The 13,431-nt window shown below is 70.6% G+C and carries 9 protein-coding genes and 1 riboswitch; of the genes, 4 read left to right on the top strand and 5 right to left on the bottom strand.

The window, feature by feature from the left end; genetic code table 11:
• Positions 1–4 precede the first annotated feature (4 nt).
• Positions 5–187, top strand: a riboswitch (cobalamin riboswitch).
• A gap of 38 nt (positions 188–225) precedes the next feature.
• Complete coding sequence (gene cobN, locus F8566_RS20545) at positions 226–3,867, top strand: cobaltochelatase subunit CobN (protein WP_151562200.1); 3,642 nt, start codon at positions 226–228, stop codon at positions 3,865–3,867.
• A 3-nt stretch (positions 3,868–3,870) separates the two neighbouring features.
• Here the strand turns inward: cobN and F8566_RS20550 are convergent, their stop codons facing one another.
• Positions 3,871–5,634, bottom strand: coding sequence for a serine/threonine-protein kinase (locus F8566_RS20550; protein WP_225993350.1), 1,764 nt, complete (start codon positions 5,632–5,634; stop codon positions 3,871–3,873).
• Between the two features lie 107 nt (positions 5,635–5,741).
• Positions 5,742–7,589, bottom strand: coding sequence for a serine/threonine-protein kinase (locus F8566_RS49995; RefSeq protein WP_225993351.1), 1,848 nt, complete (start codon positions 7,587–7,589; stop codon positions 5,742–5,744).
• 145 nt (positions 7,590–7,734) lie between these two features.
• Here F8566_RS49995 and F8566_RS20560 point away from each other — a divergent pair, with 145 nt between their 5' ends.
• Positions 7,735–8,703 carry an alpha/beta hydrolase gene (locus F8566_RS20560; RefSeq protein WP_151562204.1) on the top strand — a complete coding sequence of 323 codons (969 nt, stop codon included), beginning with the start codon at positions 7,735–7,737 and terminating at the stop codon, positions 8,701–8,703.
• Positions 8,704–8,743: 40 nt separating this feature from the next.
• On the opposite strand, the gene F8566_RS20565 is transcribed toward F8566_RS20560, so the two are convergent.
• From F8566_RS20565 to F8566_RS20575, 3 genes are all read right to left on the bottom strand, one after another.
• Positions 8,744–10,498: a serine/threonine protein kinase gene (locus F8566_RS20565; RefSeq protein ID WP_151562206.1), complete on the bottom strand. Its 1,755-nt coding sequence runs from the start codon at positions 10,496–10,498 to the stop codon at positions 8,744–8,746.
• 70 nt (positions 10,499–10,568) lie between these two features.
• Positions 10,569–11,531: a quinone oxidoreductase family protein gene (locus tag F8566_RS20570; protein WP_151562208.1), complete on the bottom strand. Its 963-nt coding sequence runs from the start codon at positions 11,529–11,531 to the stop codon at positions 10,569–10,571.
• A 108-nt stretch (positions 11,532–11,639) separates the two neighbouring features.
• Positions 11,640–12,293, bottom strand: a complete 654-nt coding sequence (locus F8566_RS20575; RefSeq protein WP_151562210.1) for a TetR family transcriptional regulator — start codon at positions 12,291–12,293, stop codon at positions 11,640–11,642.
• Positions 12,294–12,677: 384 nt separating this feature from the next.
• On the opposite strand from F8566_RS20575, the gene F8566_RS20580 reads away from it, so the two are divergent.
• The gene (locus tag F8566_RS20580; RefSeq protein ID WP_225993352.1) at positions 12,678–12,950 is read left to right on the top strand and encodes a hypothetical protein; all 273 of its coding nucleotides are present in this window, start codon (positions 12,678–12,680) and stop codon (positions 12,948–12,950) included.
• A gap of 199 nt (positions 12,951–13,149) precedes the next feature.
• Positions 13,150–13,425 carry a DUF6504 family protein gene (locus F8566_RS20585; protein WP_151562212.1) on the top strand — a complete coding sequence of 92 codons (276 nt, stop codon included), beginning with the start codon at positions 13,150–13,152 and terminating at the stop codon, positions 13,423–13,425.
• Positions 13,426–13,431 lie beyond the last annotated feature (6 nt).

Below are 13,431 nucleotides of genomic sequence, written 5' to 3' on the forward strand. Positions count from 1 at the left end.
GGGAAATCTCGCCGACGTAGACTGAGCTTCGCGACGGTGGGGGAGGAACCCGGTGTGATTCCGGGGCTGTCCCGCAACTGTGACCGGGGAGTCCGCCCCCAGGTACGGCCACGGCGGTGACGCTGGAAGGCCGGGGGCGCGGCGGTGATCCGGGAGCCAGGAGACTCCCGGCCGACGCGTACCTCTTCCCCTAGCCGGGGCGCGGACCCCGGAGGAGGCCTGCTGATGCGTGCTCTGCTGCTGTCCACCGCCGACACCGAGTTGCTCGCTGCGGCCGACGCGGGGTTTGCGACCGCCAATCCGGTACGGGTCGATGAGCCTGATCTGGAGGGTGTCGACCTGGTGGTCGTGCGGCTGCTGGGTGGGCGCAAGACCTGGCCGGAGGGTGTGGAACGGCTGCGGAGCAGCGGGCTGCCGGTGGTCTTTCTGGGCGGGGAGGCCGATCCGGACGCCGAGTTGATGGCGTTGTCGACCGTTCCGGCGGGGGTGGCGGCTGAGGCCCTGGACTACCTGCGGGAGGGCGGGGTCGCCAACCTGCGGGAGCTCGCTCGTTTCCTCTCCGACACGGTGTTGCTGACGGGGGAGGGGTTCGCGCCTCCGGTGGCGATGCCCTCGTTCGGGGTGCACGGGGATTATGAGATCCGGGGTGACAGGCCGACGGTCGGGGTTGTTTTCTACCGGGCGCATGAGCTGTCGGGGAACGTGGGCTTTGTTGACGCCTTGTGCGAGCAGATCGAGGCGCAGGGGGCGAATGCACTACCGGTCTTCTGTGGATCGTTGCGGGGGGCCGATGAGGGGTTGCTGGAGCTCCTCGGTGCCGCTGACACGTTGATTGCGACTGTTCTTGCAGCCGGTGGGGCGGTGGCTAGCGACGCCAGTGCGGGCGGGGATGAGGACGCCTGGGACGCGGGGGCGCTTGCACGTTTGGATGTTCCGGTGATCCAGGGGTTGTGCCTGACGTCGTCCCGGGCGGTCTGGGAGGAGTCGGACGCGGCGCTGTCGCCTATGGACGCGGCCATGCAGGTCGCGATTCCTGAATTCGACGGGCGGCTCATTTCGGTGCCGTTCTCGTTCAAGGAGGAGGGGCCCGACGGGATACCGGTGTACGTGGCGGATCCCGAACGGGCCGCGCGGGTGGCGGGGATCGCGGTCCGCCACGCGCGGCTGCGGCACGTGCCCAACGCGGAGAAGAAGGTCGCGCTGGTCTTGTCGTCGTATCCGACCAAGCACGCGCGGGTCGGTAACGCGGTGGGGCTCGACACGCCTGCTTCTGCCGTACGGATGTTGCGGGAGATGGAAGAGGCGGGGTACCGGCTGGGGGAGGACTCCAGTTTGTGGGCCGATCCCGACAACGGGGACCCGCTGATCCACGCCCTGATCGCAGCGGGTGGGCACGATGTGGAGTGGCTGACCGAGGACCAGCTGCGGCAGGCCCCGGCCCGGGTTTCGCTGGCCGGATATGAGGCTTGGTTCGCTGACTTGCCGGAGAGCTTCCGGGAGGGTGTGCGGTCACATTGGGGGGAGCCGCCGGGCGAGCTTTATGTCGATGGTGACGACATCGTGCTCGCTTCGCTGCGGTTCGGGAACGTCGTCTTGATGATCCAGCCGCCGCGTGGCTTCGGTGAGAACCCGATCGCGATCTACCACGACCCGGATCTGCCGCCTTCGCACCATTACCTGGCGGCCTACAGGTGGCTGGATCGGGAGTTCGGCGCGGACGCGGTCGTACATCTGGGCAAGCACGGCACGCTGGAGTGGCTGCCGGGTAAAGGCCTCGGGCTGTCGGGTGCGTGTGCACCCGATGGGGTTCTGGGTGATCTGCCGCTGGTCTACCCGTTCATCGTGAACGACCCGGGCGAGGGCACGCAGGCCAAGCGCAGGGCACACGCCACCGTCGTCGACCATCTGGTGCCGCCGATGGCGCGTGCCGACACCTATGGCGACCTGGCCAAGCTGGAGCAGCTGCTCGATGAGTACGCGACGGTCAACGACCTTGATCCCGCCAAGCTGCCGACCGTGCGGGCGCAGATCTGGACGTTGATCCAGGCCGCTCAGCTCCATCATGACCTCCATCAGGAGGAGATGCCGGGCGAGGACGAGTTCGATGACTTCGTCATGCACATCGACGGCTATCTGTGTGAGATCAAGGACGTGCAGATCCGCGACGGGCTGCACATCCTCGGCCAGGCGCCGGAGGACGAGGCGCGTGTCAATCTCGTCCTGGCCGTTCTGCGGGCCTCGCAGGTGTGGGGCGGTGTGGTCGGGGCGATGCCGGGCCTGCGCGCGGCGCTCGCTGCGTTGCACGGGCTGGATGAGAAGGCGCTCCTCGCGGATCCCGGTGCGGCGGCGGACCCGGGTGGGCTGACCGAGCTCGCCGACGGTCCGGCCCGGACCGCCTCTGATGTGGTCGATCTGCTGGAGGCGGTCGCACGCCGGCTGGTCGAGGGCATGGAACGGAACGGCTGGAACGCGGCGGAGGCCAAGACGGTCTGCGTGGAGGTGCTCGGCCGTGAGGTGCCCGATGTCCTGCGGCTGCTGGAGTTCGGGGCGGCGGAGGTGGTGCCGCGGCTGAACGCGACGGGCGACGAGATCGGGGCCGTGCTGCACGCGCTGGACGGCGGGTACGTGCCTGCCGGGCCGTCTGGCTCACCGACGCGTGGCCTGGTCAACGTGCTGCCGACCGGGCGCAACTTCTACTCGGTCGACCCGAAGGCGATCCCGTCGCGCAACTCCTGGGACGTCGGGGTCGCGCTCGCCGACTCGCTCATCGAGCGGCATCTGGCGGATACGGGAGAGTACCCGTCGAGCGTCGGACTGACGGTGTGGGGCACGTCGGCGATGCGCACGCAGGGCGATGACATCGCGGAGATCCTCGCGCTCATCGGCTGCCGGCCGACCTGGGACGACGCGTCGCGGCGGGTGACGGGCTTCGAGATCGTGCCGGTGAGCGAGCTGGGACGGCCGCGCATCGACGTGACGCTGCGGATCTCAGGATTCTTCCGCGACGCGTTCCCCCATGTCATCGCGCTGATCGACGACGCCATCCGCGCGGTCGCCGAGCTGGACGAGCCGGGCGACCGCAACCATCTGCGGCGGCACGCGCTTGAAGACCGCGCGGCGCACGGCGACTGGCGGCGTGCCACCACGCGGATCTTCGGCTCCAAGCCGGGCGCGTACGGCGCGGGCCTGCTGCCATTGATCGATGCGCGCAACTGGCGCGATGACCGTGACCTGGCCGAGGTGTACGCGGTGTGGGGCGGCTACGCGTACGGGCGTGGGCTCGACGGGCGCGAGGCGCGTCCGGACATGGAGGCCTCGTTCCGGCGCATCTCGGTCGCCGCCAAGAACCAGGACACCCGCGAGCACGACATCGTCGACTCCGACGACTACTTCCAGTACCACGGCGGCATGGTCGCCATGGTCCGCTCGCTGACGGGGCGCAGCCCGGCCGCCTATGTGGGGGATTCGGCTCTTCCCGAGCAGATCAAGACCCGTAGCCTCGCCGAGGAGACGCATCGTGTCTTCCGCGCCCGGGTGGTCAACCCGCGCTGGATCGCGGCGATGCGGCGGCACGGCTACAAGGGCGCCTTCGAGCTCGCCGCGACCGTGGACTACCTGTTCGGGTACGACGCGACCGCGGGGGTGGTGGACGACTGGATGTACGAGTCGCTCGCCAAGGAGTACGTCTTCGACGAGGAGACCCGCGCGTTCATGGAGCAGTCCAATCCGTGGGCGCTCCGCGGCATCACCGAACGGCTCCTCGAGGCCGCCGACCGTGAGCTCTGGGCCGAGCCCGACCCCGACGTCCTCGATCGCCTCCGCGAGACGTACCTGCAGCTCGAAGGCGACCTGGAGGGCGGCGAGTGATCGTCACGCCGTGACCTGGCTGAGCGTGAAGTCGTCGAACGTCGCGCTGACCCGTTCCCTGGCTCCGGCGTCGAAGAGGACCAGCCCGGTCGACCCCTGGCGCAGCGGCTGAGCGGTGTCGGAGCGTTCGAAGACCTTGCTCCCGTTCACCCAGAGCCGGATGCTGGTCGCGGTGCCGCGCAGGTCCAGTTCGGCCTGGAGCCGGTTGTATCCGGTCGCCTTGAATCCGGGGACCTTCGCGGTGGCGAGTTCGGTCCCCTTGCCGCCGACGAGTTTCTCCAGCCGCGCTGTGCCGTCCGGCCGGAGCACGACGTCGTACCGGTCGTCGTTGGTGTTGAGCAGGTGCACGCCCGCGGCCCAGCTGACGTTCGTCTGGGACGGGTTGAGCCGGACCTTGACGTCCACGATGGAGTGCCGCGGCACCGAGGCCTGCTTGGTCGCCGTACACGTCTCCGTGTTGCCCGCCTGGGCCAGGATGTCCAGGAGGAACGCGCTGTCGCGATAACCCGCGCAGTCGCCCGAACCGTTGGGCCAGCCAGTGGACGTGTCGGCGAAATCGTCCTTCAGCACCGCGGCCCCGGCGGCAGGAGGCCCGTCGCCGGACGCCGGCGGACGTGCCCCGTTCGACCGCCACGGCTGGACGATGGCGACGGCGGCCACGGCCAGCACCAGCGCTCCGACCGCCAGATTGCGCGGTCGCCACGGCGGCGGTTTGCGGCCACCGGGACGCGCAGTCTCCGTGGGGGCCGGAGCCGTCTGGGGCATCAGCGGTGCCCCGGAAACCCCCTCATGCAGGGCAGGAGACTCGTGATGTGGTGTCGGCGTGACCGACGGCGCGGGTATGGGTGGCGCAGGTATGGGCTGTGCGGATACGGGCGGTTGCGCTGCCGCTCGTGCGTGGACGGGCTGTGGCTTGTGATCGGGCTCGGTCGACGGTTCGGTGGTGGCCGGGGCACGGAGACCGGTCAGCTCGCGGACGAGATCGGCCGTGTCCGGGCGGCGGGCCGGGTCCTTGTCCAGGGCACGGATCACCAGGGCCCGCAGGTCCGGGTCCAGGGCGCCGACCGCCGGTGGCTCGTTGACGACACGGTGGATGATCTCTGGGATGGTGCCGCCGCTGAACGGGGCGTGCCCGGTGCCCGCGTACGTCAGGACACAGCCCCACGAGAACACGTCGGCGGCCGGGGTGAGCGCGCCGCCCCGCATGAGCTCCGGCGCGATGTACGACGGCGTGCCGACGAACTGCCCGGTCCGGGTCAGCCCGCCGCTGAGCGCGTCCAGGGCACGGGCGATGCCGAAGTCGATGACGCGCGGGCCGGTCGAAGACAGCAGCACGTTGGACGGCTTGAGGTCACGGTGCACGATCCCGGCGCCGTGGATGGCGCCCAGCGCGGTCGCGATGTTGACTGCCAGCCCCTCCAGGGCGCCTTCGCTCAGCGGCCCTTCGGCGCGGATGACCTGTTCCAGGGTGGGGCCGTCGACGTACTCGGTCACCACGTACAGCGGCTCGCCGTCCAGCCGCGCGTCCAGCACGGCCGCGGTGCAGAACCGCCGCACCTGGCGTGCGGCCGTCACCTCTCGCCGGAACCGTTCGTTGAACGCGTCGTCGTCGGACAGCTCCTGGTTGATGACCTTGATGGCCACCCGCCGGCCCGCCTCGTCGAGGCCGAGATAGACCGTGCCCATCCCGCCGCGCCCGAGCCGGGCGGTGATCCGATAGTGCCCGAGCCGTTCAGGGTCGTTCGGCCGGACCGGGGTCGTTGGCATCTTCCCTCCCACAATCATGAGATGCGAAAGGAAAGATCCACGTTCACGAGGGGCCGGAGAGATCTTGCCGGTGACCGGAGGTCCGGGCAGCTGACCCAGCCCTGGTCCTAGCCCTTGTCCTTGGGCTCGGTGAGCGAGAAATCATCGAAGAACGCCACGGCGTCGGTGTTCTGCGCGGCCGTTCGAGGGCGGTTCACCAAGAGGGCGGTGGTACCCAGTTTCAGGGGATTCACGGTGTCGGTGTAGGCGAACGCCGGTTCCTCGTTGACCCAGACCTTGATCACGGTGTTGGCCCCGCTGAGGTCGAGCAGGACCTGGAGCCGGTTGAACCCGTCGGTCTCGAAGTCCTCGATGTCGGCCACCCGGAGGCTGTTACCGGGGTTGCCGCCGGACTGCTTGCGGATGCTCACCTTGTGGTCGGGCCCGATCACGACCGCGTAGCCGTCGGTGCCGTTGCCGACCAGGATCAGCCCCGCCTCCCATCGGCCGTTCTCGGGCCCGGACTGCAGCTTGATCTTGACATCGTGCAGGTAGCGGTTGGAGGGCCTGGGCTGCTGCCCCGGCACGGTGCAGTACTTGGAGTCGTCGGTGAGCACGGCGCTGATGCGGAACGCGTTGTCGGCCACCGCCCCGCAGCCGAGGGGATTCATCCCCCAGCCCGGTGCGTCGCCGTTGAACCGCTGGCGGGCGACGATGTCGGCGCCGTCATTGGGCGCCTCGGACGTTGAGCCCGCCGACGAGCTGCCTGTCGGCGAAGCGCTGGGTGAGCCGCTGGCTCCCGAGTCGCCGGAAGACGAGCCCTTGGAGGAGTCCGGACCGAAGACCATCGCCAGGACCACGGCGGCGATGACCGCGGGAGTGCCGCAGGCCATCGCGAAGTACGCTCGGCGCTTCGACCGCGGGCGCCGGGCGGGCGGCTCGGCGCTCCGCGGCGGCGCAGGCGGCGGCGTGGGAGGCATCGTGGGTGGGCTCTGGTGCTGCGCCCATGTGGTGGGCGTTGGCTCGGCCGGTGCCGATGGCGGGCCGGGAGGAGGCGGCGGCCCGTGCTGATCGGCCCAGGTCCTGCCGTCCTGGGGCGCGTTCTGGGGAGGACCCTGCTGCCAGGAGGCCTGGAGCGTGTCCGCGACCAGTCTCGGGCTGGGATCGGCGTGGCCGACGAGCCGGGCCAGGACGTCCTGCGTGGACGGGCGGCGCGCCGGGTCCTTGTCGAGCGCGGAGGCCACCAGATCGTGCAGGTCGGGGTCGAGGCCGTCAAGCCTGGGCGGGTCGTGCGCCACGCGGTAGAGGGTCTCCGGGACGGTGACGCCCGAGAACGGCGCACGTCCCGTACCGGCGTACGCGACCACGCAGCCCCAGGCGAAGACGTCGGCGGCCGGAGTGATCTCCTCGCCGCGCATGAGCTCGGGAGCGATGTAGGCGGGCGTGCCCACGAACTGGCCTGTCCGCGTGGGGCCGTCCGCGGCGTCCAGGGCGCGGGCGATGCCGAAGTCGATGACGCGCGGGCCGGTCGAGGACAGCAGCACGTTGGACGGCTTGAGGTCGCGGTGTACGATCCCGGCGGCGTGGATGGAGCTGAGCGCGGTCGCGATGCCGACGGCCAGGCCCTCGAGCGCGCCGCCGTGCATCGGCCCGTTCTGCTCGACGGCCTGATCGAGCGACGGCCCGTCCACGTACTCGGTCACCACGTACAGCGGTTCGCCGTCGAGCTGGGCGTCCAGCACGGCGGCCGTGGAGAACCGGCGGACCTGCCGGGCCGCGGTGACCTCGCGCCGGAACCGCTCGTGGAACGCGGGATCGTCGGCCAGCTCGGCGTTGATCACCTTGACGGCGACCGTCCGGCCGTCCGTGGTCTCGCCCAGGTAGACGGTTCCCATGCCACCGCGTCCGAGCCGGGCGGTGAGGCGGTACGACCCGAGCCGGGCGGGATCGGCCGATCGCAACGGCTCGGGGGACATCGAGGCTCCTCGTCTCATTTCCTGGGGCGCATTTCCTGGGGTGCTGGCCTGGGATCTCGCATTTCCTGGGGCTTTGAGAAGATACACGCTTCCAGTAGGACGCCCGCCCGATCAAGCGCGTTCCGAACACCGTACGCTGACCGCCATGAAAGCGACGGAGGACGTCCTCGGCCCCGGTTACGAGGCCATCGAACTGCCCCTCGAGAACGATACCGAGGGCGAGGTCGTGGCCACCCTCGTGCGGCGCCGGCGCCCGGGGGTGGAGCCGTCGCGGCGCGCCGTGCTCTACGTGCACGGGTTCGTCGACTACTTCTTCCAGGCCCATCTGGCCGACTTCTATGTCGATCAGGGGTTCGATTTCTACGCCCTCGACCTGCGCAAGTACGGCCGGTCGCTGCGGCCCCACCAGACGCCCAACTTCGTGCAGAGCCTGTCCGACTACTATCCGGAGATCGACGAGGCGGTCCGGATCATCCGCGAGGAGGACGGGCACGGCGTGCTCCTGCTCAACGGGCACTCCACCGGCGGCCTCGTCGCCGCTCTCTGGGCGGATCGCGTCAAGGGCCAGGGGCTGATCGACGGGCTCTTCCTCAACAGCCCGTTCCTCGACATCGCCGAACCGCTGGTCATGCGCAAGGTGGGCGCCGGGATCGCGCGGGCGCTGCGCCGCCGGTTCCCGTTGGCCAAGCTGCCCGCGGCGGTCTCGGACCGCTACGCGCGCAGCCTGCACCGCGATCATGAGGGTGAGTGGGAGTTCGACCTGGCGTGGAAACCCCTGCCGGGCTTTCCCGTCCGTGCGGCGTGGCTGGCGGCCGTCCGCCGCGGGCAACTGCGCCTGCACGCCGGGCTGGACATCGACGTGCCCGTGCTGGTGATGTCGTCCGAACGCAGCGTCCGGCCCAAGCCCAAGCTCGCCGTGGCCGATCTGTCGAGTGCCGACGCGGTGCTGGACGTGGCGCACATGGCACGCTGGGCGCCGCGGCTCGGCCGCCACGTCACGCTCGTCCGGATCGACGGCGGCCTGCACGATCTCGTCCTGTCGCCCAAGCCCGCCCGTGACCAGGTGTTCGCCGAGCTCACCCGCTGGATGGCAGGCCACCTGCCCACTCCGTGACGAGGAACGGGACGGGGCGTGGGAGGGGTGTCCCGGACGGTCAGCCGATGATCTTGGAGATGTCGAAGTCGTCGAAGTCGGCGACGGCCTTGACCGTGGTGTTGCCGCCGGCCGTGACGTCCAGCCCGGCCCCGCCGTTGTCCAGCGGCTGATCGCTGTCGGTCGTGTCGATGACCTGCTCGCCGTTGACCCAGAGCCTCAGGCGCACCTTCTTGCCCTTGTCCTGCTCCTCGCAGGCGATCTGCAGCTTGTTGGGGGCGCCGTTGCCCTTGAAGCCGGGCACCGAGTCGGGCGTGGCCAGGTTCTTCGTGCCAAGATCGCCGCCGCCCTTGAGCAGCAGCGCGCCCTTGCCGTCCTTGCGGACCTTGAAGACGTACTGGGTCTCGCCCTGGTCGTTCGCCCGGCAGGAGAGCCCCGCCTGGGCGTCGGGGGGTCCCTCGACCAGCGTGACCGTGGCCGTGACGAGCACCCGCGAGGGCATGTCCTTGCCCTCGCGGGGCGACCAGCGGCCGCGGAACGGCGTGGACGAGTCGGCTTCCAGCCGGTACCTGCCGTTCTTGTAGCCGTACTGGCTGGCGAACGTGCCGCCGCCCCACCCGGAGTCGGAGCTGGCGAAGGTGTCGCTGAACGTCGAGGCGAGCTTGTCCGGCGGGCCGTCCGGGCCGAGCAGCGCCCACACGCCCAAGCCGACGACCAGCACGCCCGCGAGGGCGGCGGCGCCGATGACCAGCGGCTTGCGCGGGACACCGCCGCCCGGGCCCCGCGCCGGCGGCGTGACCGTGGCGGGCGGTGTGACCGTGGCGGGCGGTGGCGGCGGAAAGCCGTGCGGCGCGTCGCGGCGGGTGGTCTCGGTGCCCGGAGCGGCCAGGGTCGGCGGCGGCGCGACCCGGGTGGTGCCGGGCCCGGCGGGCTGCGGGCCGTGCCATGACGCCTGGACGGTCTCGGCGAGCCGGGCGGGGCTGACGTCGGCGTGGCCGACCAGCCGGGCCAGCAGCTCCTGCACGGTCGGGCGGTTGCGCGGGTCCTTGTCGAGCGCGGCGGTGACGATGTCGCGCAGGCCGGGGTCGAGGCCGTCGAGCACGGGGGCGTCGTGGGCCACCCGGTAGAAGATCTGCGGGACGGTGTTGCCGGCGAACGGGGCCTTGCCGGTGCCCGCGAACGCGACCACGCAGCCCCAGGAGAACACGTCGGAGGCGGGCGTGATCGGCTCGCCGCGCAGCAACTCGGGCGGCAGGTAGCTGGGGGTCCCGACGAGCTGGCCGGTGCGGGTCGGGCCCTCGGCGGCGTCCAGGGCCCGCGCGATGCCGAAGTCGATCACGCGTGGGCCGGTCGAGGACAGCAGCACGTTGGCGGGCTTGAGGTCGCGGTGCACGATCCCGGCACCGTGGATGGCGGCCAGCGCGGTGGCGACGCCGACGGCGAGGCCTTCCAGATCGGAGCCGGGCAGCGCGCCGCGGTCGGCGACCGCCCGGTCCAGGCTCGGCCCCTCGATGAACTCGGTGACCACGTACAGCGGGTCACGGTCGAGCTCGGCGCCGATCACCGGCGCGGTGCAGAACCGCCGGACCTGGCGCGCCGCCGTCACTTCGCGGCGGAACCGCTCGCGGAACGCCGCCTCGCCGGCCAGCTCACGGTTGATCACCTTGACCGCGACGCGGCGGCCGGACGGATCCTCGCCCAGGAAGACCGTCCCCATGCCGCCCCGGCCGAGCCGGGCGAGCAGCCGGTAAGGGCCGAGCTCCCCGGGATCGTCCGGCTGGAGGGAGTCGAAGTTCTCTCCTGCGTGCGTGGTCATCGTGATCCTGGAAGTGTGGGGTTTGTGAGGGTGTGGGGGTTTGTGCTGAAAGCACACCCTAGCGTTCCCCTTAAGGCGTCAGGATCAGCTTGCCGGCAGTGCGCCGGCCGGCCAGGTCCTCGTGCGCCGTACGGGCGTCCGCGAGGTCGTAGCGGCGCCCGATGTGCAGGCGCAGATCACCCGCCGCGATCCATCCGTACACCTCGGAGGCCCGCTGGAGGAGTTCCTCACGAGTGGCCGTGTAGTGCCCGAGGGAAGGCCGGGTGAGGTAGGCGCCGCCCGCGGCGTTGAGGCGTTGCGGGTCGAACGGCTCCACCTTGCCCCCGGCCGCCCCGTACAGGGCGAGGAGGCCGCGCCGACGGACGCTGGCCAGGCTGCCGTCGAACGTGGGCGCGCCGACGCCGTCGTAGACCACGGGCACGCCCTCGCCGCCGGTCAGCCGCCGCACCTCGTCGGCGAAGCCGTCGTAGCCGATCACCTCGTCGGCCCCGGCGTCGCGCGCGAGCTTCTCCTTGTCCGGGGTGGAGACGGTGCCGATGACCCTGGCGCCGAAGAGCTTGCCGAGCTGGGTGAGCAGGAGCCCCATGCCGCCGGCCGCGGCGTGCACGAGGATGGTGTCGCCCGCCTTGACCTCGTACGTCGAACGGGTCAGGTAGTGCGCGGTCATGCCCTGGAGCAGGGCGGCGGCCGCGTCCTTCAGGCTCAGGCCGTCCGGCACTGGGACGACCTTGTCGGCGGGGACTGCGGCACGCTCGGCGTAGGAGCCCGGCACGTTCGCCCACGCCACGCGGTCACCGACCGCGAACCCGGTCACGCCGTCGCCGACGGCCGCGACGGTGCCCGCGCCCTCGACGCCCGGGACGTACGGCGTCGGCTGCGGGTAGGCACCGGTGCGGTAGTAGATGTCGATGAAGTTGACGCCGCTCGCCGCGATGTCGATGAGGACCTCGCCAGGACCGGGCACCGGGTCCTCGCGCTCGGTGGGGGTGAGCACCTCCGGGCCGCCCGGGCTCTCGACGACGATCGCGCGCATGATGAAGCTCCTCCGGTCCGTCACCTGTGACACCGGCCAAACCCGGCCACGGCAGATCCTATTCCGGCCCTTTTCCGGCTCTGTACCTGCCCTCGTCCGGCCTCGTCGTCAGATCAGGTCGCGGAGGGTCTCCTGGGCCAGCGTGATGTTCTCGCCGACCCGGGCCGCGACCGTGGGGGCGTCCCAGATCTCGTGCCGGGCGCAGTCCTCGAAGGCCACCCGCGCCGAGGCCGTGTAGAACGCGACGGCCAGCTGCGGGCGCAGGTCGGTCTCGGGGTCCACGCCGAGACGGCGGGCGACCAGGTCCGCGAGCACCTTCTCGGCCTCCTTGTGGCGGGCCATGTGCGCGTGCACGAGGGCGGGCGTCGTCTCCACGACCTGGTGGATCTTGCGGAAACGGGCGCTCTCGTCGGGACCGCTCTCCGCGATGTGCCGCAGGACGACGCGCAGGGCGCCGAAGAGCGCGGTGAGGGGCTTCTCGGCGGACGGGCGGGCGGCCAGCGCCTCCATCATGATCTGGTCGTACTGGACCATGGTGTCCAGCACGACGTCCTCCTTGGTGGCGAAGTAGCGGAAGAACGTCCGCTGGGACACGTCCACGGCCGCGACGATCTCGTCGATGGTGGTCGCCTCGTACCCCTTGGCGAGGAACAGGTCGAGGGCGGCGTCGATGAGGGCCAGCCGGGTCCGCTGCTTCTTGCGTTCACGGAGGCCGTCCAGCGTTCCCGAGAGAGCGCGGCCGTCATCGGCGGCTACGGTCATCGTCGGTCTCCTGTCGTGAAAGGGACGAACAGAGCGGGGACGAACAGAGCGGGGGACGAACAGAGCGGGGGCGGAGCTCGGGCGGATCGGCGACTAAAGGGTCTTATCACGGCACGCGGGTTCGCGGACGGCCCAACGGGAGGACGCCACGCCAGAGCCCGCCGGGTTCCACCTTCGAATCGGTATGTAAGCATGGAGTGCCCCTCCGTTACGTACGCCGGACGAGCTGGCCGGGCAGGAACAGGTTGCTCGACTCTTTGGGATTCCTTGCGGTGATCATTTCTTGGGGCCATGCTTGACGAGGGTCACTGGTTGTTCACGCTCGATCACCAAAGGTCGTCGGGTTGCCGGTGTTCCACACCCCTGACGAGGCGGCTGATCGCGGTGTCTGTTGTCGGTGCGCAGGAAATCGCCGAGGTGCGGCGGCATCATCTCGCCGCGCTCGCGTACGAGGTCGAGGCGCGCGGTCTCAGATGGCGGCTGGCCGGCCCCGAGGAGTCGGTGCTCGGCGTCGCCCATCCGGTGACCCGGCGGCAGGTGATGGTCGTGGCGACCCCCTCCGGCGACGGCTGGTCGTATCTGTGGACCGGCGGCGGCATCGCCGACGTCGGCAACGTCGCCAAGGTCGCCGACAGGCTCGTCCGCATCCTGACCTGAGGGTCCCCGCGGCGTATCCGGTACATCCGTCACAACCCCCGCCGACACGCCGGTAATCCCGCTTCCGGACGCCCGCCGGGTGACCCCGCCTTGCCTCTGCCCGAGCGCCTTCCCTAGACTCGTGACGAACGTATGTTCGAAACGGGCTGCATGCCTTCCCCCGTGCGGCGATCACATGATCTAAGGCCGGGGGAGGCAGATGACTCGCGTATTCGGGGATCCCGTGGACGTCTGGGTGACCGATGGGCGCCCGGTCAGGTTCGTCTGGAGGGGGCGGCTCTACACCGTCCGGAGGGTGCTGGAGCACTGGGTCACCACCCGCGACTGGTGGCGGGAGCAGCAGCCCGACGAGGAACCGGCCGGAGAACGGGAGTTCTGGCGGGTCGAGGCGACTCCCGACACCGAGATCGGCGTCTACGAGCTGCGCCACGACACCGCGACCGGTGACTGGATGCTTTCGCGGGTATGGGACTGATGTGGC

This window comes from Actinomadura rudentiformis (assembly GCF_008923185.1).
Lineage (GTDB): Bacteria > Actinomycetota > Actinomycetes > Streptosporangiales > Streptosporangiaceae > Spirillospora > Spirillospora rudentiformis.